This window comes from Faecalibacterium tardum (assembly GCF_040096515.1).
Lineage (GTDB): Bacteria > Bacillota > Clostridia > Oscillospirales > Ruminococcaceae > Faecalibacterium > Faecalibacterium tardum.
Genome location: NZ_JBBMEO010000015.1, coordinates 26,579 through 47,599, shown reverse-complemented (window position 1 = coordinate 47,599; position 21,021 = coordinate 26,579). Strand labels below are relative to the sequence as shown.

The 21,021-nt window shown below is 54.5% G+C and carries 18 protein-coding genes; 8 read left to right on the top strand and 10 right to left on the bottom strand.

Going from position 1 to position 21,021, the window contains the following annotated elements:
- Positions 1-74: 74 nt before the first annotated feature.
- The 5 genes from pulA to WMO44_RS09830 all read right to left on the bottom strand — a co-directional run bounded on the left by pulA (position 75) and on the right by WMO44_RS09830 (position 6,019).
- Positions 75-2,042 carry a type I pullulanase gene (gene pulA / locus WMO44_RS09850; protein WP_349152475.1) on the bottom strand — a complete coding sequence of 656 codons (1,968 nt, stop codon included), beginning with the start codon at positions 2,040-2,042 and terminating at the stop codon, positions 75-77.
- Between the two features lie 233 nt (positions 2,043-2,275).
- The gene (locus WMO44_RS09845) at positions 2,276-4,033 is read right to left on the bottom strand and encodes a tyrosine-protein phosphatase (protein ID WP_349152474.1); all 1,758 of its coding nucleotides are present in this window, start codon (positions 4,031-4,033) and stop codon (positions 2,276-2,278) included.
- 123 nt (positions 4,034-4,156) lie between these two features.
- Positions 4,157-4,885, bottom strand: coding sequence for a glucosamine-6-phosphate deaminase (gene nagB, locus WMO44_RS09840; RefSeq protein WP_349152473.1), 729 nt, complete (start codon positions 4,883-4,885; stop codon positions 4,157-4,159).
- A gap of 200 nt (positions 4,886-5,085) precedes the next feature.
- A complete protein-coding gene (locus WMO44_RS09835) occupies positions 5,086-5,622 on the bottom strand; it encodes an ECF transporter S component (protein WP_349152472.1) in 537 nt (178 codons plus the stop codon).
- Between the two features lie 16 nt (positions 5,623-5,638).
- Positions 5,639-6,019 (bottom strand): hypothetical protein, encoded by a 381-nt coding sequence (locus tag WMO44_RS09830; protein WP_349152471.1) that lies wholly within the window; start codon positions 6,017-6,019, stop codon positions 5,639-5,641.
- A 14-nt stretch (positions 6,020-6,033) separates the two neighbouring features.
- Here WMO44_RS09830 and WMO44_RS09825 point away from each other — a divergent pair, with 14 nt between their 5' ends.
- Together WMO44_RS09825 and WMO44_RS09820 are read left to right on the top strand one after the other, a co-directional pair.
- The gene (locus tag WMO44_RS09825) at positions 6,034-6,885 is read left to right on the top strand and encodes a transketolase (RefSeq protein WP_055186180.1); all 852 of its coding nucleotides are present in this window, start codon (positions 6,034-6,036) and stop codon (positions 6,883-6,885) included.
- Position 6,886: 1 nt separating this feature from the next.
- Positions 6,887-7,834 (top strand): transketolase family protein, encoded by a 948-nt coding sequence (locus tag WMO44_RS09820; protein WP_349152470.1) that lies wholly within the window; start codon positions 6,887-6,889, stop codon positions 7,832-7,834.
- 530 nt (positions 7,835-8,364) lie between these two features.
- Here the strand turns inward: WMO44_RS09820 and WMO44_RS09815 are convergent.
- Both WMO44_RS09815 and WMO44_RS09810 read right to left on the bottom strand, forming a co-directional pair.
- Positions 8,365-9,744: a sensor histidine kinase gene (locus tag WMO44_RS09815; RefSeq protein WP_349152469.1), complete on the bottom strand. Its 1,380-nt coding sequence runs from the start codon at positions 9,742-9,744 to the stop codon at positions 8,365-8,367.
- A complete protein-coding gene (locus WMO44_RS09810) occupies positions 9,741-10,463 on the bottom strand; it encodes a LytR/AlgR family response regulator transcription factor (RefSeq protein ID WP_349152468.1) in 723 nt (240 codons plus the stop codon). The genes WMO44_RS09815 and WMO44_RS09810 overlap by 4 nt, the downstream gene beginning before the upstream one ends.
- A 211-nt stretch (positions 10,464-10,674) precedes the next feature.
- Between WMO44_RS09810 and WMO44_RS09805 the strand changes: the two genes are divergently transcribed.
- Positions 10,675-11,064, top strand: a complete 390-nt coding sequence (locus WMO44_RS09805; RefSeq protein ID WP_223452820.1) for a response regulator — start codon at positions 10,675-10,677, stop codon at positions 11,062-11,064.
- Between the two features lie 30 nt (positions 11,065-11,094).
- Positions 11,095-13,197 carry a PQQ-binding-like beta-propeller repeat protein gene (locus WMO44_RS09800; protein WP_349152467.1) on the top strand — a complete coding sequence of 701 codons (2,103 nt, stop codon included), beginning with the start codon at positions 11,095-11,097 and terminating at the stop codon, positions 13,195-13,197.
- Between the two features lie 59 nt (positions 13,198-13,256).
- Here the strand turns inward: WMO44_RS09800 and WMO44_RS09795 are convergent, their stop codons facing one another.
- On the bottom strand, positions 13,257-13,514 hold the full coding sequence (locus WMO44_RS09795) for a hypothetical protein (RefSeq protein ID WP_349152466.1): 258 nt from the start codon (positions 13,512-13,514) through the stop codon (positions 13,257-13,259).
- 147 nt (positions 13,515-13,661) lie between these two features.
- Here WMO44_RS09795 and WMO44_RS09790 point away from each other — a divergent pair, with 147 nt between their 5' ends.
- The 3 genes from WMO44_RS09790 (at position 13,662) to xerA (ending at position 17,394) form a co-directional block, all read left to right on the top strand.
- Positions 13,662-15,161: a class I SAM-dependent DNA methyltransferase gene (locus tag WMO44_RS09790; RefSeq protein ID WP_349152465.1), complete on the top strand. Its 1,500-nt coding sequence runs from the start codon at positions 13,662-13,664 to the stop codon at positions 15,159-15,161.
- Between the two features lie 28 nt (positions 15,162-15,189).
- Positions 15,190-16,359, top strand: a complete 1,170-nt coding sequence (locus WMO44_RS09785; RefSeq protein ID WP_349152464.1) for a restriction endonuclease subunit S — start codon at positions 15,190-15,192, stop codon at positions 16,357-16,359.
- 66 nt (positions 16,360-16,425) lie between these two features.
- Entirely contained in the window at positions 16,426-17,394 is a 969-nt protein-coding gene (gene xerA / locus WMO44_RS09780; protein ID WP_118658036.1) for a site-specific tyrosine recombinase/integron integrase, read from the top strand.
- Between the two features lie 148 nt (positions 17,395-17,542).
- Here the strand turns inward: xerA and WMO44_RS09775 are convergent, their stop codons facing one another.
- Both WMO44_RS09775 and WMO44_RS09770 read right to left on the bottom strand, forming a co-directional pair.
- Complete coding sequence (locus WMO44_RS09775) at positions 17,543-18,841, bottom strand: tyrosine-type recombinase/integrase (RefSeq protein ID WP_008396995.1); 1,299 nt, start codon at positions 18,839-18,841, stop codon at positions 17,543-17,545.
- A gap of 83 nt (positions 18,842-18,924) precedes the next feature.
- Entirely contained in the window at positions 18,925-19,548 is a 624-nt protein-coding gene (locus WMO44_RS09770) for a helix-turn-helix domain-containing protein (RefSeq protein ID WP_008396996.1), read from the bottom strand.
- Between the two features lie 237 nt (positions 19,549-19,785).
- Here WMO44_RS09770 and WMO44_RS09765 point away from each other — a divergent pair, with 237 nt between their 5' ends.
- The gene (locus tag WMO44_RS09765; RefSeq protein WP_008396997.1) at positions 19,786-20,019 is read left to right on the top strand and encodes a helix-turn-helix domain-containing protein; all 234 of its coding nucleotides are present in this window, start codon (positions 19,786-19,788) and stop codon (positions 20,017-20,019) included.
- Positions 20,020-21,021 lie beyond the last annotated feature (1,002 nt).

Below are 21,021 nucleotides of genomic sequence, written 5' to 3'. Positions count from 1 at the left end.
GCTATGCCAATGGCTCCCTCTCCGAGGGAGCTGGCAAAACCGTCAGGTTTTGACTGAGGGAGTTCGTTCTTTATTCACACCGCACCAAAAATAGTTGCGCTGTACGGCGCAAGGGGGGCATTGCCGGTGAAAATGCGGCTTGGGCCGCGCCACAGGCTGGAAGAAGTGCCGTCACTCAGCAGCTTCCACTGCCCGGCGGGCAGGGGAACGGTGCAGGCGGTTTCGGTGGGGTTATAAAAGACACACAGGGCGCTCCATGCCGCGCCGTCTCCCCAGACGGCGGGCAGCATCCAGCCCACCAGCGGCTGCTCCAGTGCAAAGAACTGCAAAGCCTCCGGGGCGTGACGGTCGGTGCTGCCCAGCCGGGGAAAGGCTGCCCGCAGCGCCAGAAGCCCCCGGTAGTAGTCCACGAGGGCGTGGTACTTCTCGGCGCGGTTCCAGTCCAGACGGTTCAGGGTGGGGGAGGAGCGATAGCTGTTGCTCACGCCCTTTTTGGTGCGGGCGAACTCCTCACCTGCCTGCATGAAGGGCAGGCCGAAGCTGGTCAGGTAGATGCCCGCCGCCAGCCGGTTCTGTGCCAGCGCCACGGTGTCCCGGGCGGTGAACTCCGGCTTTTCGTACCGGACGCAGAGCAGCTTGTCCCACAGGGTAAAGTTGTCGTGGGCGGAAACATAGCTCACGATCTGGCTGGGCGCGTGGGGCGGCAGACGGTCGCTGCGGCACCATGCCGCCACCGCTGCACCGATATCCCAGAAGCTGCCGGGCTTGCCCTCCACATAGCCCGGCTCCCGGGCATCGAAGCAGCCGCCCTTGATGGCGTCCCTGGTGTCATCGCAGAAGATGCCCACCCGCTCGTTGAGCATGGCAAGGTTCGCCTTGTTGGCCTCGTACCGGTGCAGCTGGCTGGCACCGCCCTGCCACGGCTCACCGTACAGCAGGATGTCCCGCCCGCCGGGCAGGGCATCCAGTGCGGCGCGCACCGCGTTGATGCTCTCGGCGTCGTACAAGCCCATCAGGTCGAACCGGAAGCCGTCGATGTGGTACTCCTTTGCCCAGTAAAGGATGGAGTCGATGAGGTAGCGCCGCGCCATGGGGCGCTCGCTGGCAAACTCGTTGCCGCAGCCGCTGCCGTTGGAAAAGCTGCCGTCCGGGTTCTGCCGGAAAAAGTAGTACGGCACGGTGCTGTTGAAGGGATTCTCGGTGCGGTAGGTGTGGTTATACACCACGTCCATCACCACCCCGATGCCCGCCGCATGGAGGGCAGCGATCATCTCCCGGCACTCCCGGATGCGCACCTCGCCCCGGGTGGGGTCGGTGGAGTAGCTGCCCTCCGGCACGTTGAAGTTGGTGGGGTCGTAGCCCCAGTTATATTGCCGCAGCAAAGGTTTTGCCTCGTCCACACTGCCAAAATCAAAAATGGGCATCAGCTGGACGTATTTTACCCCCAACCGCTTGAGGTAGTTCAGGCAGGTGGGGTGGATGCCATCGCCGTGCAGGGTAGTGCCCTGCTGGGTAAAGGCCATATATTTGCCCCGCCACGCCGGGCGCACCCCGCTGGCGGCATCCTGCGAGAAGTCCCGCACGCTCACCTCCCACACGGCGCGCTGTGCCGGGGGGATAGTGGGACGCACATCCCGCTCCCACCCGGAGGGCGCGGTGCGGGCAAGGTCTACGATCATGCTGCGGACGCCGTTTACCCCCGCCGCTCGGGCGTAGGGGTCGCCGGTCTCGCGGGTGATGCCGTCCACGGTGACGGCAAAGGTGTAATAGCGGCCGTGCTGCTCTCCGGGCAGCCAGACGCTCCACACCCCATGCGCCCCGCGCACAAGGGGCTCTGTGCCCAGCACGGCGCCGCCGTCTCCCTTGTGGTATAAGGTCACGGTGACCGCTTCGGCGGTGGGTGCCCACAGCCGCAGACAGGTGCCGCCGGGGGTGTAGTCCGGCCCAAGGGGGCCGGTATAGTAGTTTTCGCGGTGGAAGGGTACGTTTTCAAACAGTGTTTTCCACTGGGCAGGCGTTTTTGCAGCCATGGTCAGCTTCATTCCTTCTTATAAGATTCGTTATATTCAGTGTATCGGACAACAGGCTTTTTTTCAAGAGGGAATCGATGTTTACCATGGAAATCAATTTTCCGCATGAAGGCTTCCCCCGCCGCGCGGCTGTTTCCGCAGGAAACCAGCGCGGCAGCTGCCGTTTGCCGTCACGACCCCTCCCCGTGAAAATGGGATAGCGGAGCGTCCGCAGACGCTCCGCTATCCCGAAATTTAAAATCATCTTATTCCAGATACATCCGCCGCAGCCGCATCAGGCGGGCGGGGGTCAGGCCGTATTCGGCTTCCAGATAGCTCTCGGCGCTGCCGTAGTCCTGCCGGATGGTGCGCAGCACAAAGGGCGCAGTCTCCGGGTCTACTCCGGCGGAGGACTGCCAGCGCATCCGCTGCGCCGGGTCGGCGGCGATCTCCGCCGCATGGTCAGCCATGGCCTTTTCGATCTCGGCGGCGCGGCAGAGGTTGGTGCGGGCGTAATCCGCGCAGATGGTCTCGTCCGAAGCGCCCAGCGCCAGCAGAATCAGCATGGCGGCTACGCCGGTGCGGTCCTTGCCCGCCGTGCAGTGGAACAGGATGGGCGTCTCGCCGGCTTCCAGCGCCCGGAACAGCTCCTTGAAGGCCTTGTTGCCGGTGAGCATCTGCCGGTATATCAGCTGGGTGAGGTTCGTCCCGGCGGGGGCGCTCTGCACCAGCCGCTGGATGTCGTTGGGCGAAAAATCGATCTCCTGCCCGGTGGCATCCCGTAGGCCGCAGATCTGCACCAGCCGTGCGCCGTCCGGCACATAGTCCGGCAGCTTTGCGGCTTCTACGCCGCTGCGCAGGTCAAGGATGAGCCGCAGCCCCAGCCCGTCCAGCCGGGCGCGGTCAGCTTCGGTGGTCAGCCGCCCGGTGGGGAAGCCCCGGTAGATCTGCCCCCACTTTACGGTCTTGCCCTCGTCGGCGCGGTAACCGCCCAGCTCCCGGAAGTTGTTGCCGCCCGCAAAGGGCAGCTGGGTGCCCGGGGCGGGATGCTCCGGAGCAGCCTTGGCGGCGGCGCTGGAAAGCACCGGTGCGGTATAGAAGGGCTTTGCCGGGCGACCCCGGCGGGGCGGCAGGCTGGCGGTGCTGCCCAGAACCTCTAACAGGTAACTGCGCAGCAGGTCGATGTAGGCAGAGCTGGTGTCCCGCCGCTGCACCAGCGACACGCACAGCGGGGGCATATCCTCCAGCAGCACGTCCCGCACCCGGTCCAGCTCCCGGCGCGCGCCGGGCTCGTAGCGGGTCAGGCAGGTGCACAGCTGCTCCTGCACCAGATAGTAGGCCTGATAAAAGCTGGGGCCGATCTCGGCATTGGGGGCAAAGCCCGCCCGGGCACAGGCCGCCCACAGCGGGCTGAACAGATCCTGCCGCAGGCTGGGCAGCAGCACCCGCTGCCCGCGCAGCTCTGCCAGCGGGATGCGCTCCTTTTCCCAGAAGGGGTGTCCCCGTGGCACCAGCAGACAGGCGGGGTCTGCCCGCAGAGTGGTGCGCGCCAGCACCGGTGCGGCGCAGCCAAGGTCGATGACCAGACCCGCGTCCAGCTCGCCCTGCTCCACTCCATCGGCCACGGCGTCGTTGTCCAGCAGGCGGAACCGCATCTCCACATGGGGGTACTGCTGCCGGAACTTGTCCAGCTGGGTCTCCAGCCCGGGCAGATAGTCCGGCACCAGCGCCACGCTGATGCCGATGCGCACCGGCTGGGCAGACTGGATCTCTGCCCGCAGCGCGGCCTGCATCTGCTGGAACTGCTCCACCACCGGGGCGGCATGGCGCTGCAGGCTCATGCCCCGGTCTGTGAGCGCCAGCTTGTGGTGGGCGCTGATGAACAGCGGCCCGCACATTTCGGCTTCCAGCGCAGAGATGCTCTGGCGCAGCGCCTGCCGCGACAGGAACAGCCGCTGTGCGGCGCGGGTATAATTCATTTCTTCGCACAGGGTCAAAAAGTAGTGCAGCTGGCGGATATCCATGGTCTCCTCCCGGGAAAGTTTGTTCTGGAAAAAGAATACCGCTTTTTCGGCGGAATGTAAAGAGAGGACAACAAAAAGCCGCTGCACGGCGGCAGCCGTGCAGCGGCTCAGAAGCTTGGAGGATCAGATCAGGCTCAGAGCCTCTTCATCGCCAACCAGAATGAAGTCCGGGTGCAGCTGCAGGATGCTTGCGGGCACCTCGGGGGTGACAGGGCCGAAGAAGGCCTTTTTGACGATCTCGGCCTTGCCTGCGCCGTTGACCACCATCAGCACCTTGCGTGCCTGCATGATGGTGCGGATGCCCATGGTATAAGCCTGCTTGGGCACCAGATCCACGTTGCCGTCAAAGAAGCGCTTGTTGGCCTCGATGGTTTCCTGGGCCAAGTCCACGCAGTGGGTGCCCAGATCAAAGGCATCGTGGGGCTCGTTGAAGCCGATGTGACCGTCATGACCGATGCCCAGCAGCTGCAGATCCACGCCGCCCACGCTGCGGATGACCTCGTCGTAGCGCTTGCACTCGGCTTCGGCGTCCATGTTGGTGCCGTCCGGCAGGTTGATGTGGGCGGGGTCGATGTTCACATGGTCGAACAGGTTGCGGTGCATAAAGCTCCAGTAGCTTTCCGGGTGCTCCTTGGGCAGGCCGCGGTACTCGTCCAGATTGACGGAGGTGACCTCAGAAAAATCCAGATCTCCCTCGTTGTAGCGCTCCACCAGCTTCTCATAGATGCCAACGGGGGTGCCGCCGGTAGCCAGACCCAGCACACAGTCCGGCTTCATGATGACCTGCGCAGAAATGATGTTTGCTGCCTTGCGGGACATATCAGCGTAGTCCTTTGTACGAATGATCTTCACGATAAACGACCTCTCTTCTTCATTTACTCCTTGTGGGCAGTGCACAGCGGCACACGCCCACATCTAGTCCAAGTTTATCACATTTGCCAACAGAAAGCCACAAAACGGCACAATTTTTCCGGTTTTCCGTTTCTTTTGGAAAAAGTGCCTTAAAAACCGGTTGAAGTATCGTTTATTTGCACAAAGGGTGCGCGCAGAGGTCAGTCCGCAAAGCCGGCCTTTTGCAGGGCGGTGAGCAGCAGCGGGATGAACACCAGCTGCGCTACGATGCCCGGCACGGCGGTAAACAGCGCCCCGGACAAAAATGCGCTGAAGGGGAAGCTGCCGCCGGTCAGCCCGGCCAGCACAAAGCGCACGATGCCCCAGACGATGCGCCCGGACACCATAGCGGTCAGCAGCACGGCGTAGAGCGCGGGCAGGCTGTGCTTTGCCCTGCGCCACAGCAGCCCGGACACCAGCCCGTAGGTGGCCAGCTCAAAGGCCATGGAGATGGCTACCGGGAACATGGGGGGCATGCCGAACAGCACCGAGCGCAGCAGCGGGGCGGCAAAGCCCACAGCCAGCCCCCACGGGCCGCCCAGCATAAAGCCGCACAGCAGCACCGGAAAGTGCATCGGGCAGAGCATATTGCCCACCTTGGGTACCTGTCCGGTGAGCAGGGGCAGCACAAAGGCCAGCGCTAAAAACAGGGCAGCCGGCACCAGCTGCCGCACAGGCGAAGCGTTTTTGGTTTTCATAAGGGTCCCTCCATTTTCAGCCGCAAAATAAAAAGGAGCCTGCCCCGGCATTCCATGCCAAAGGCAGACCCCTTCGTGGCGTCTGTTTCAAAAAAATATTGCTTGCTGGGGAAAGCGGCAGGCTGCTGCCCGCCCGTGTCCGGCTTCCTGCCGGAACGATGGTCAAAAGTATAACAAACCATTTTGCCCCTGTCAAGCGGGGCGGGATGTCTGCAAAATAGACAAAAATCGGTCTATTCGCAAAAAAATTTCCCCGGGGCTGTACATTTTGCTGGAAGAAGCTTGACCTTTTTGCGCAGAATGGATAATATAAAATTGAAAAAAAGCGCGCTGCGGCAATCTTGACGCCGGGGCGCTGACGAGAGGCTTTTTTGAGCGCATGAATTCTGAGGTTCATACGGGAGGACCATCATGACAAATGCTGAAAAACTTACCCTGAAAAAGCACGCCTGCCACATCCGCATGGGCGTGATCGAAGGGACCCACAGTGCAGGCTGTGGTCATCCGGGCGGCAGTCTGAGCATCGCAGACGTGCTGTCTTATCTGTACTTTAAGGAATTGAACATCGACCCTGCCCAGCCCAAGATGGCGAACCGCGACCGTCTGGTGCTGTCCAAGGGTCATGCCGCCCCGGCGCTGTACGCCGCGCTGGCAGAGCGGGGCTTCTTCCCGGTGGAGGAGCTCAAGACCCTGCGCAAGATCGGCAGCCGCCTGCAGGGTCACCCCAACATGAACAGCGTGCCCGGCGTGGATATGTCCACCGGCAGTCTGGGTCAGGGCATTTCTGCCGCCTGCGGCATGGCGCTGGGCGCAAAGCACGCCGGCTCTGCCGTGAACGTTTACGCCATTCTGGGCGATGGCGAGGTGGAAGAGGGCGAATGCTGGGAGGCCTTTATGTTTGCCGCCCACTACGGCCTTTCTAACCTGTGCGTGATGCTGGACCGCAACCATCTGCAGATCGACGGCACCACCGAGACCGTCATGAACAGCGCCCCGCTGGAAGATAAGCTGCGCGCCTTCAACTTCAACGTGGTCACCATCAACGGCCATGACTTTGACCAGATCGAGAGCGCCGTGCAGGCTTTCCACGCCGAGACCGAAAAGCCCACCTGCATCATTCTGGATACGGTCAAGGGCACCGGCGTTTCCTATATGACCAATTCCGTTGCATGGCACGGCAAGGGCCCCAACGATGAAGAGTATCAGGTGGCCATGAACGAGCTGAACGCCGCCTATGCCGCGCTGGAACAGGAGGAGAACTGAGATGGCAGACGTGAAAAAGATCGCGACCCGCGACAGCTACGGCAACACCCTGAAGGAGCTGGCTGCGGAAGGCCACGATGATCTGGTGGTGCTGGACGCTGATCTGGCCGCCGCTACCAAGACCGGTATATTCCAGAAGGCATACCCGGACCGTCACTTTGACTGCGGCATCGCCGAGAGCAACATGGTAGGCGTGGCCGCAGGTCTGGCCGCTATGGGCTATGTGCCCTTTGTTTCCAGCTTTGCCATGTTCGCAGCCGGCCGCGCCTTCGAGCAGGTGCGCAACTCTGTGGGCTACCCCCACCTGAACGTGAAGATCGGCGCCACCCACGGCGGCATCTCTGTGGGCGAGGACGGCGCTTCCCACCAGTGCTGCGAGGACTTTGCTCTGATGCGCAGCATCCCCGGCATGACCGTCATCTGCCCCGCCGACGATATCGAGGCACGCGCCGCTGTGCGCGCCGCCTACGCCATGGAAGGCCCCGTCTACCTGCGCTTCGGCCGTCTGGCTGTGCCGGTGTTCCACGATGAGGCCAACTACCACTTTGAACTGGGCAAGGGCGAGCAGCTGACCGAGGGCAACGATATTGCCATCATCGCCACCGGTCTGATGGTCAACGAAGCCCGCATGGCTGCCGAGCAGCTGGCTGCCGAGGGCATCCACGCCCGGGTCATCAACATCCACACCATCAAGCCTCTGGACGAGGAGATCGTCCTCAAGGCTGCCAAGGAGTGCGGCAAGGTCATCACTGCCGAGGAGCACAACGTCATCGGCGGTCTGGGCGAGGCTGTCTGCGCTGTCCTCAGCGAGAAGCTGCCCACTCCCGTGCGCCGCGTGGGCGTGCAGGACGTGTTCGGCTGCTCCGGCCCCGCATGGGATCTGCTGAAGAAGTTCGGTCTGGACGCTGCTACCATCTGCAAGACCGCCCACGAGATGCTGGGCAAGTAAGCGTTTTTATAGCAATACGCGTTCAAATTTTAAGGCCACCGCACAGTGTTTTGTGCGGCGGCCTTTTTTGAACGGTGTATCGCGGGGGAGGTAAGAAAATTCGCGTTTGCAAGCGCAGCGCAGCAATGAAAGCCCCAGTGGGGCTTTTAAGCGACGGAGCGGTCTTGCGCAGCAAGATGGAGGGGCTTTGCCCCGACAAGTTCCGCCACGATGCACAGAATGCAGACAATGCAAGGAAAAATACGGCTTTCCCGCCGGTGTGCAAAAGTGTGCAGAAACCGTGCACTTACTCTGGGACAAATGAAAAATGATGATTTTTGATCCATGACTTGGTGGCGGTTTGAGTGACCACGAAGGTAAATTTGATACACGGAAAGAAGAATGCCCACTCGTCTGAGAAGTTCTCAGGGAGTGGGCAGTTCTGTATAATGGCGTTTTGTATATGTCACTTGCCACTTTTAGCATAGAGGTTGCCATTTGGGGAAAGAAGTTTCTGCTTTTTTATATGGCAAGTTTCCGCACTTTCCGCATTACTTTCCACACTTTCCGTACAACTCCGTGGTGCTGTCTGCGGTCTCTGGCGGCTGCTTTTCTCCACAAAGCATGACCTTGGCAGAGAAAACGCCATTCTGATGGGTAAACGTGCTTGCACCGCCGGTCTTTTCTGCAATATGGCGGACAGACTGGATGCCGATCCCGTTTTCCCTTCGCTTGGAAGAGCGGAACACCCCGCTTTTTTCGTGAACTGCGCTGTCAAATGCGTTTTCCACTTCGACCAGAAGAAGCCGCTCGGCATGGACATACGCGGTGATCGCAATCTTGCGCCGGGCGGGTGCGGTGCGCAGGCTGGCTTCGAATGCGTTTTCCAGAAGATTAGACAGCACCAGACACAGATCGATCTCGTCCACAGGAAGCACCTGTGGTAAGTCGAGTTTGGCACAAAAGGGAACACCCTCACGCTTTGCAAGGGCACAATAATAGCCGACAACACTGTCCGCTGCACGGTTTTCGCAGAAATTCATATCCAGATCCGGGATCCGGGAGACCGTTTTTGCAAGGTAAGCCTTCAGGTTATCCAGATCTCCTGCCTCGGCCAGTGCGGAGATCTGATTCAGCTGGTGGCGCATATCGTGCCGCGCCTGCCGGGCTTCTTCAATGGCGGCTTTCAGGCTTTCATAGCGCTGCTGCTGCATGGAAAGAAACTGATTTTCCTGCTGCAATCTCGCATTCCGGTTAAGGCTGTTTGCCATCAGCAGAAAGATCGCATTGAACATGAACATCAAAAACAAAAGCGCGATGCTCATAACGATGTAGACCTGCAAGACCCGCCCTGTCTGAAGTGTTATCTGGTAGCGCGGGACCATAAAAAGGTTTAGCAGGATGAACACCATCGGAAGCACCCAGAACACATACCACGTCTGCGCAAAATTGTCATCCTCCACCATCGCGCGTACTGCGTGGGTGGCGGGATAATAGGCTGCGGCAGTGATCAGCCAGCAGACCGCATTATAAAAGATGCAGGCGCCAAAGCAGAACCACGGCTTGTCCGGCGGCAGCTGCATCCGGATCACGATTGCCGTGCCGACGGCCCGGGACAGGCTGTTCAGGCACGCAAATACCGCGCAGACCGCAAGCGCGATGGTCCCGGATTTCCAGAGAGAGATCCGCAGCGTTCTGCGATACAAAAAAATTGCTGTAAGCGTAATAAGCAGCACGGAGAACGCCGTTGAAATGCCAAAATGATAGCAAAGCAGCCCGCCGCCAAGGCAAAGCCCGAGCAGCAGCGGCACCGCCCCTGCTGCAAGCTTTGCGGGCGACAGCTTCAGATAGGAACCTACCGGAAAATACGCAAGCAGCAAACCGGGAAACACGACCGTAAGTTCCAGAACCGGGCGCAGAACGTCCTTCAATCCGCACGCCCCCTTTGCAGCAGAAATTCCATAAAGGCCTGCCGGGCGGCTTTCAAAAGCTCCTGACTGACATAGACGCGGCTGCCGTCCGTCATACAGAAGGCGGCAGCCTGAAAATCGGCAGCATTTTCCATATTGATGATCGCGCCACGTCCGCAGACAAAAAAGCGCGGATCTTTTTTGAGCGGCTCGGTGAACGCTTTGAAGCTCTGGCGCGTAGCAAGCGTTTTGCCGGCAGTGGTGCGGATGTTGATCATGTGGGCGAAATGCTCGGCGGATATGATATCACGATAGCGCAAACGGATGTCGCTGCCATCCACCTTCACCGTCAAAACCGGCTCCGGGCGGGGGAGTTTTGCGAGCATTTCATCCAACAGACCGGACAACTCGGCCTCTGAAAAGGGCTTGACCAGATAATGAAATGCCCGTACCTGAAACCCCTCGAGTGCATGGTCTGTCGAGGTGGTGGTAAAAACCAGAAGACAGTCTGCGTCTGTTTTCCGAAGTTCCTTTGCCGCGTCCATGCCGCTTAAACCATCCATGTAAATATCCAAAAATGCGGCGGTAAAGCGCTGCTCTTTTTCTGCCGCCAGAAAGGCTTCCCCGCTGTCAAACTCTAAAATTTCTGCATCTGCGCCGCGCTGACTCAGCTGCCGCACCAAGCGCTCCTTCAGCAGTGTGCGCTCGGTATCAAGGTCATCGACGATTGCGATCCTCATGCTGTATCAGGAAGCCGTTTTACAGCTTCCAACCTCCTTTATAAACTCTTTCATCCTGATTATAGCACAGTTGCCCGGTTCTGTCGCAGCAGAAACCGGGATTTCGTGACGGAAAAGGGGCTTTCGTGCTAAATGGCTTGAAAAGACCATGCCTGTCCGTATACTGAAAGCAGAGAACGCCAACGACGGCGCAAGAGAAAGGAGGCACGCTGTGTACCGAATTGCCGTGCTGACAAGCAGCAGGGCGCAGGAAGCTTTTCTGGCAGAGCAGATCTCGCGGTTCTGCGCCGAACATTGCTTGTTCCCGAAAATGGACTGTTACCACGATCAGGAAAGCTTTTTTGAGGCTGCACGCAACGAGCCGCTGACAAATGCCGTGATCGCCCTGCCGGGGGTCGACGGATTGAACGCAGTAGAGCATCTGCGCGCGCTTTGTCCACAGACACGCATTATCTGGTGCAGCGATCTGGATTTTTCGCTCCATGCCTTCCGGTTGCGTGCAGACTATTTTCTGCTGGAGCCGGTGACCGAAGCCGCCTTGCGGCAGGGATTCCGCATCTGGCTGGATGGAAAAAAATCAGGCGGAGCAGCACTGGTCTGACCGCAACGAACACAACAAGGAGAACGGTTTATGAAAAAGAGAAACATCGTCCATTCTGCGCTGAGCCTGTCGCTGACCGCAGCATTGTGCCTTTCCATGGCTGCCTGCGGCGGAACACAGACGCCGGCAGACAGTGCTGCCGCTTCGCAGCCCGCTGCCCCGTCCGCTGCGGTACAGCCCTCTTCAGCGGAACAAGCCTCTGCGGCGCTGCCGGTAAAGGCTCTGAACCCCAAGCAGGTAGAGGAAAACCCTTACATGGCCAAGAGCGATGCAAACATTCATCACGATGGCTACAACACCGACTCGACGGATGAAATCCTGCCGCTTGCCATCTATCCGGAGATCAACGTTTCCTATGAGACGACGAATGCAAATGCTTCTCCCGCTATCTATTTTGACAGCTACGGCCATGCCGTTGTGCCGCTGCTGGGCGGCATCGCCATCCGAGACCTGAACGCCGAAGAGACAAAGACGCTCGGCTATTTCTCCCCCAAACAGCATGACGGCGGCGGTTACGTTATCCAGAGCTCCTATACCTTCCTTGACGAATCCAACCGCATCGTCTGCCCCACGAGCAACAACCATGTGCTGATGCTCCGCGCAACGGATGAAAACGGCAATGTTCTGCCGGAATTTGAAAAGGTGCTGGACATTGATATCAAAGCTGCTGCCGAGGCCGCACTTGGAAAAGAACTGACGCAGAATCTTCTGTCCGTGGTCTTTGACTATGACGGAAACCTCTGGTTTGCAACGGGAGGCTTCCGCATTTATCCGCAGCGCCAGCAGCAGGGCGTCATCGGCTATATTGCCCGCTCGGCCATTGATGCGATCCTGAACGGCGAGCAGACAGACCTTTCAAAGGCTGTTTTTGTCCACGAACTGACCCCCGGCGAGGGCGCTGAAAACGGCATCGCCGCCTCCAAGGACGGTGCGGTGGTCCTGACCAACCAAAACTGCTATCTTCTGCGTGCAGAAGAAGGCGTAGACGTTGTGTGGTGCACGCCCTATGAGAGCGCGGGTGCAAAGGTGAGCGGCGAAGGCGATAAGACCACCGGCGGCGGTCTTGCATGGGGCGGCGGTTGCTCGCCCACGCTGACACCGAACCTTGTGCTGTTCACGGATAATCAGGACACTGTAAACCTTCTTGCACTCGATATGAAGACCGGCGAGGTCGTGGCAAGCACCCCGGTGCTGGATGACCTGCCCGAGGGCTATCAGGTAGCCGTTGAGAACTCTGCCATCGTCTATGACGACGGCAATGGCACCGTCAGCACCATCGTCTGCAACTGGTTTGGCGCGGGCAATGCAGGTCTGGCGGACCCCAACAACGACTCCTCCATCCAGAGCTACGCCAATATTTACGACCAGAACTGGCTCATGAAGGGCAACATCATGATCGCCCCCGGCATCGAGCGTGTGGACACCGTAAAGACCGCAAACGGCTACGAAATGAAGAGCGTCTGGTGCCGGAACGACCTGAGCGACACCTCCATCATGAAGCTTTCCACCGCAACGGGCTATATCTACGGCTATGTGCAGGATGTGACCACCGGGATGTGGCAGTACATCATTCTGGACTTTGAAACCGGCGAGACGGTTTTCACGATGGATGTTTCCAACAAATACGGCTACAACAACATGGCCATTGGTATGTATGCCGGCAACAGCGGCAACGCGCTCTACTGCCCGACGGGCTATCTGGAACTGCTTCGTCTGCAGGACCGGTTTGTTTATCTGCCCGAAATGCCCTACCGCAAGGTCGAGCTTGATCAGGCGGCAAGAAACGTCCTTTCGCAGGAGCGGTTTGCGCAGAACGGCGGCGAAGGCACCGTTGCAAGCTGGCGCAACACTGTGACCGTCCGCAACGTACATCCCAACACCACGGTAGCTTTCCGTATGAACAACCTGTCCGGCAGCACCTCCGGTCTGACCCTCTACGCCTATGGCGTGGACGGCAAGCTGGCAAAGGTCGATCCTGCACTGTGGTCGATCACAGACGAGGACGGCGAGGCTGTAACGGAACTTACCGCCGGTACGCTCTATGAGCTGCGCGTGACCGTCGCCGATGGCGGCGCTCTTGACCTGAGCGAGACGGAAAAGGAGATCAGGCTCTCCGTTGTACTCGGAAAATAAGCATAAAACGCCCGCCCACCGTGTCCAAATCTCCACGGTGAGCGGGCGTTTTGCGCTCTTCAGGGTACGCTTTGTTTCTCAGACAGGCTGACCATCCAGCTGCGTCTGCGGAACATCACAAGGGACAAGACCAGCCGGAACGCTTCCTCTGCGTTGAGCAGGGCATATACGCCCACGATGCCCCACCGCAGCCCATAGGCAGCCAGCAGACACAAGGGAATGCCAACGCACCATGTTCCCAGACAGTCGATGACCAGAATGATTTTTGTCCTGCCGCCGCTGCGCAGGATGCCGCCGCCAAGGATCATGTTTTCCACCTTGATGGGCGCATAATGTGTGCAATGTAGAAAACTCCGAGCTTCCTCCTTTTGCAGATTGAACCGATCCCGAAGAAACGGTATAATAGCAGTATAACAAATTATTGTTTGTCGGGCTTATTTTCTCGACACGCAGGAGGAACATACATGGTAACCGGAGAACTGAAAAGCAAAATTGACAGCCTGTGGGAAATTTTCTGGACAGGCGGCCTGACGAATCCCTTGGATGTGATCGAGCAGATGACCTATCTGATGTTCATTCACGACCTCGATGAAAGCGACAACACCCACGCCAAAGAAGCCGCTATGCTGGGTCTGCCCTACAAGAGCATCTTTGCGGGCGAGGTACAGGTCGGGGAGCGCACTGTGGACGGTGTACAGCTCAAATGGAGCGTTTTCCACGATTTCCCGGCAGGCAAAATGTACTCCACCATGCAGGAGATGGTGTTCCCCTTCATCAAGAATCTGCACGGCGACAAGGACAGTGCCTACGCCAAGTACATGGGTGATGCCATTTTCAAAGTGCCCACGCCGCTGATGCTGGATAAAATCGTGACTGCCATGGACGGAATGTATGAGCAGGCGGCGCAGCTTTCCAACATTGACATTCGCGGCGACATCTACGAATACCTGCTTTCCAAGCTGGCAACGGCAGGTGTCAACGGCCAATTCCGCACGCCGCGCCACATTATCCGCATGATGGTTGACCTGATGCAGCCCCGTGCTGACGATGTGATTTGCGACCCGGCCTGCGGCACGGCGGGCTTCCTTGTAGCCGCTGGCGAATATCTGCGCGAAAACCGCAAGCAGGAAGTGTTCTTTGACCGCAAAAACAAAGACCACTACATGAACCACATGTTCCACGGCTTCGATATGGACCGCACCATGCTGCGCATCGGTGCTATGAACATGATGACCCACGGCGTGGACAACCCGTTCATCGAGTACCGCGACAGCCTGAGCGACCAGAACCCCGACAAGGACAAATACAGCCTGATTCTGGCAAATCCCCCATTCAAGGGCAGTCTGGACTACGACATTGTTTCCACCGACCTGCTCAAGCTCTGCAAGACCAAAAAGACCGAGCTGCTGTTCCTCGCTCTGTTCCTGCGGATGCTGAAGGTCGGCGGACGCTGTGCCTGCATCGTCCCGGATGGCGTTCTGTTCGGCTCTTCCACTGCACACAAGGCGATTCGCAGGGAGATCATCGAGAACAACCGTCTGGAAGCCGTAATTTCCATGCCCTCCGGCGTGTTCAAGCCCTATGCGGGCGTTTCTACTGCCATCCTGATTTTCACCAAGACCGGCCACGGCGGCACCGATAACGTCTGGTTCTACGATATGAAAGCCGACGGCTTCTCTCTGGATGATAAGCGCAGTCCAACCACGGAAAACGACATCCCCGATATTATCGCTCGTTTCCACAACCGGGAGGCTGAAGCCACCCGTGAGCGCACGGAACAGAGCTTCTTTGTGCCGAAAGAGGAGATTGCGGGCAACGACTATGATTTGTCCATCAACAAGTATAAAAAGACCGAGTATGTGCCGGTGGAGTATCCTTCCACACAGGAAATTATGGCACAGCTGCGTGATTTGCAAAAGAAGATTGACGCAGAGATGGACGCTTTGGAAGAACTTTTGAAATGAAACAATTCTAATTTGTGGGAGAGAGTTTATGGAATACGCCCTGTCGGAACTTTTTACTCTCCAGATGGGCAAAACCCCATCCAGAGATAACTCAAGCTATTGGAAAAAATCAGAAAACAACTGGATTTCTATTGCGGATCTGACTAACTCAGGAAAATATATATCAAATACAAAAGAGACGCTTTCGGATTCAGCTGTTGCAGAAAGTGGCATCAAAAAGATTCCCGCCAATACGGTCATAATGAGCTTTAAGCTGTCTTTGGGCAAGGTGGCAATAACAGAAAAAGAGATGTACTCCAACGAAGCTATTATGGCCTTTATTGATAAAGGAGTAGAAAAGATTTCGCCGGAATACTTATACTACTTGCTTCGCGCAAAGGATTGGAGTAAGGGAACCAATAAAGCAGTTATGGGTGCTACGCTGAACAAAGCCACTCTATCTACTATAAAAATTCAGCTTCACGAATACGATAATCAGCTTGAAATTGTAAATATGCTTAATCGGGTATCGTCTAGCATTGATTTCAGAAAGCAGCAGCTCACCAAGCTGGATGAACTTATCAAAGCTCGATTTGTGGAGATGTTTGGTGATATGTTACTAAACTCCCTCGAATGGCCTGAAAAGTCACTGGAAAGCCTTGCGGATATTGTTTCAGGAATCACGAAAGGGCGTAAAACAACGGAAACTGAATTAATCGAAGTGCCATATATGGCAGTTTCAAATGTAAAAAGCGGATATATCGACTGGACTACGGTTAAAACAATTTTGGCAACCAAGCAGGAAATTGAGCAGTATCGTTTGATGCCAGATGATATTTTAATGACTGAAGGTGGTGACCCTGACAAAGTAGGCCGTGGTGCTATTATCAAAAATCCATTAAAAGATTCCATTCATCAAAATCACATTTTCCGTGTGCGACTTGATAAGAGTGAACTTTTGCCCGCTTACTTTGCTGAATATTTGCAACATCAAAAAGCAAAGCGTTACTTTTTGGGTTGCGCCAAACAGACAACAGGTATTGCAAGTATCAATATGCGCCAGCTCAGAGCGTTACCTGTCTTAATTCCCCCTCTGCCCCTCCAAAACCAGTTTGCTGACTTTGTGGTCGAGGTAGACAAATCAAAAGTTGAAGTGCAGAAAGCCCTTGACCAGACACAATTACTCTTTGACAGCCTGATACAACAGTATTTTGGCTGATAATAAGCAACAACAGGCACTTTGCCGGAGCAGGATGTTGGTACACCAGAAAAGGAGTGCGCCAATATGGAAGACAAAATCGTGAAGATTATCAACGAGATGGCAGAGTACCTGAATGTTGCGCAGATGAAAAAGCTGCAAGAGGTGCTGTTGCAGACGTTTTCTGAATCCGAAGCGCAGAAAGAGCAGATCTCCAACGAGGAATATCTGAAGCTGTTCCTTGATGCCAAGAAAATCGAGGGCTGCTCTGAGCGCACCATCCAGTATTACCGGGTCACGGTGGAACGGCTGCTGCAAACCGTGGACACGCCCCTGCGCAAGATGACCACCGAAGAGATCCGGCGGTATCTGGTGGAATATCAGAAGATCAACAACTGCGGCAAAGTGACCATCGACAATGTGCGCCGGAATATTTCCAGCTTTTTCTCGTGGCTGGAAGAAGAGGACTACATCCTCAAAAGCCCCATGCGCCGCATCCATAAAATCAAGACCAAACAGCCCGTGAAGGAAACCATCTCGGACGAAGCTATTGAACGCCTGCGGGATAACTGCAAGTGTGCGCGCGACCTTGCTATGATTGATTTGTTGTATTCCACTGGCATTCGTGTGGGAGAGCTGGTGAATCTGAACATTTCAGAAATCGACTTTGAAGCCCGCGAGTGTGTAGTGTTCGGCAAAGGCGACAAAGAGCGCCGGGTCTATTTTGATGCCAAGGCAAAGCTGCATTTACAGGACTATCTGCGCTCCCGCACCGATGCAAACCCGGCGCTGTTTGTAACGCTGGATGCCCCGTTTGACCGCTTGAAGATCAGCGGCGTGGAGATCCGTCTGCGAGAGTTGGGCCGCGAGCTGAATCTGGACAAGATCCACCCGCATAAGTTCCGCCGTACCATGGCTACCCGTGCCATCGACAAGGGAATGCCCATTGAGCAGGTGCAGAAAATCCTCGGTCATTCGCAGATCGGCACCACCATGCAGTATGCAATCGTGAATCAGAACAACGTCAAGACCTCCCACCAGAAGTTTATCGCCTGAAAAGGCAACTTAAAATTTGTATAACTAAAATCTCAACTTTCCTTATTTTATGCGACTTGGCGGTATGCCTTGCCACTCTATATGTATCCTTTTCCCTTGTTTTTGCCCTTATGAGGTATCTACAAGGGAAAGTTTTTCTTATTCGATTTTATTCTCCAACCACCTTATCAAGTAGTCGGGCTGAGTTTCGCTTACCTTCTCGGTTAGCGTGTGCATAGACATTCATAGTGGTACTTACATCCGAGTGTCCAAGTAATTCCTGTACATCCTTTGGTGCTGCTCCATTTGAGAGCAGGTTTGTGGTATAAGTGTGTCGCAGGGTGTGGAAGTGGAAATTATCATCAAGCTCCGACAATCGTTTCCTTGCTGTCCTTAAAGCTGTCTCAACCGTTGCAGGGGCTTCGTATGCTCCGTCCGGTCTGATACATACAAGGTCAATCTCGTTGTAATCAAGCGGAATGTCCTCTGTGCCATCCAAATGATAAAGCTCATAGTAGATACGATTCTTTTCCTTAACTTCCCTGTAGTAGTTCCTCTGATAGAGTTCTCCGTAACTGAATACCTGCTTTCTCTGTTCCTTTTTCGCTTTCTTTAAGATGTCAGCGAGCGTATCACAGAAATCCACGATACGGACTTTCTTTCGCTTTGTCGGACCAATCTCGGTCTTGTGCCTTGCTCCGTTGTAACGGACACTTCTTCGTACTGTCAGATACTGTTCCTCAAAGTTAATGTCACTCCAAGACAGTCCGCATACCTCTCCAAGTCTAAGACCTGTGTAGTACGCTATCTGTACCGGCAGGACAGCAGGCTTGTTTCTTTCTTCCAGATACTCCATAAGCGTTTGATACTGCTCTGGTGTAATCGGGTTGATAACCTCTGCATCCTCATCATTATCAGAAAACAAATCCACATCTTCCTCGGCTTTCCTACGCATTACCACATACTGCATTGGATTGAATGTGATGTACTGCTTTGGAAAGACTGCAAATCGGAAGGACTGTTGCAGGACTGCGTGGAAAGAACGGATATAGTCGATGGTGTAACCCTTTGACTTAAAATTTCCTTCCTCACCGCCAAATGCAAGTAAATCCATAAACTTCTGCAAATGCTCCGAAGTGACTGTCTTTAGTTTTCTGTTTCCGATTGGGTGTTGTTTAATCCTGTTTACTGCCTGTAAATAGTTACCGACTGTACCGTTGCTAAGTGAACCCGTTTTCAAATCTTCCTCTGCCCATACATCTAGCATCTGTCCGAGTGTGAGGTTGTCCGCTTTGGCTAGAAATTTCTTTGCGTCATAATCCTCCATAGCCTTGCGTAACATTTTCTCTGTCTCTGATTTGCTCTCCGTACCTGCAAATTCTTTCTGAACCAAGTTACCACTTGCATCCTCCACATAAAAGCGGTAGTACCATTTCTTGCCTTTCTTCCTTACAGAACCTTTTGCCATAATCGTTTCTCCTTTCGATATCGGCAATCGGAACTGGTGAAATGCTTCTTGCGTGTAAGTATATCATAGCTCCGTCTGCCTATCTATACCGAATCGGGATCTTTTTCTGATAAAAGATTGGCTAGTCGATTTTTCGCTGTCTCAGGATTCTTAGAATACAGTCTTACAATATCGCCCATATCGTTCAATGCGTTGACGGTGTGGGTGATTTCTCTAAGGAACATAATCTCATTGTATTCCTTATTGGATTCAAACCCCATTGTCTGGGCGAGCATTTTGTTATCTGTATTTCCTTTGAAATTCTTACAAGCGAACTGGAACGAATCCACGAACAGCTCGTATTCCCGTAACATCAGTAGTAGCAGGTCTTTGGAAAAATCACTTTCGGACTGTTCCATATCATAAGGGAGCTTATTCAGAATGGAAGTCATCACATCACGAATCTGTAATTCTCTTTTATCCGTAATGTCTGTTTCGTATTCGTCCGTCTCACCTTTCAGCCATTCCACAGATACATGAAGTGCATCTGCCAGACCTTCTAAGGTCATTTTCTTGGTGTTATCAATCGTTCCTGCTTCGTATCTCTGAATGGTTGAGGCTGTCACGCCCATTTTTTCAGCGACATAAGGCTGGTTCAATCCTAACTCCTGTCTACGGCTTTTTGCTCTGCTACCGATTGTCTTTCGCAATTCTTTATCTTTTAACATACTTGCGAACCTCCTTTTTCGGTATGTCATTACTATACCACATAACACGATATATTGCAATACGCAATTCTATAAAAGATGATAGAATTTCGTAAGGCTTGACATAGCGTTATAAAAGATATATACTTTAATCAGAATTGCGTAACGCAAGTTTTAAAAAAGGCTAATCCTTTCTTCAAAAAGGAACATCCTCTGATATACAAGACTTGTAATCCTACGCAGGAATGAGGTGATCGAATGACAGAATTAAAGTTTGCTCTCTCCATTGAAGAAGCTGCCGACTATACAGGTATCGGAAGAAACACTCTTAGAAATCTTGTGGAATGGGAAAAGCTGCCTATCCTTAGAGTGGGAAGAAAAATCTTAATCCGCAGGGAACGATTAGACGAGTTTCTGATTCTCAATGAGGGGAAGGATTTACGAGACAGACACGCAGTAAAAGCGGTCAAGGGAACAATGAAAAATGAATAAGGGACAGTCCTAAGACCATCCCTCTGGTATGTATCTGACTAAAAGCCATGATATACCTACACGCAAATAGATTATATCACGGACAAGTCCTCAGATACAACCAGAACTTTTGGAAAATGAGGACAAGATGGATGTGAATGGGTGCAATCGTCCACCCAGTTATAGCTTGTTGGTAGGACAAGTCCACCCAAGATGCAAAAGGTGTTATGAATAGTCCACCCAAGCCAGAAAATGAAGTGGGTGCAACCATCCACCCAAGTGAAGCCGACTGGTAGGACAAGTCCACCCAACTTACAAAAAGTGCTGTGAGAAGTCATACCAAGTGTAGCTATGAAAAAAGCTGTCCGACCTATGACAAAAAGTGTACGCTACTATGATTTTGAGTGTCCAATCTATGGGGTACATTTTCAAAGAGTTAATAGTAAAAAGCTCTATTAAAATCAAAATGTAATAAAACAATGCACTATTAAAAATGAAATTTAATAGGAACTTTTACTACCACTTCCTTGCCAGACACAGTTTAAAAGTAAGCGAAGTAACACAATGCTATTGTCAGGGCAAAAATGCTAACGAATCGTGCTATTGTTTTTTCGATTTTAATAGCAGACTTCTACTGTTTCTACGGTTTTTGCTAAAAAGTCTGAATAATAGAACAATGCTATTGTTAAGGCAAAAGTGCTAACGGATTCGTCTATTGTTTCGCTGATTTTCATAGCAATCTTCTAGCATTTCTGTTAAGAAAAGGGAGTGCCGGATACGGCACATAAAAAGTGTGCCATTAAAGGCACAAAATTAGGTGCTGAGGGAACAGTTACAGCTAAAAGTGAACTTCATAAGCAAGCCCTCGGCGTTTGAGAGCGAAATACACCCATCGCACAAAACTTCGTTTTGTACTCTGTGTATTTCGCTCTGCGAGGCTTAGCCGCCACAAGGCGGATGTGTTCGCAAGACGAGTGCCTATGCACTCGCTCACAGGGAAAGTTTACTACTCACATCTCATCT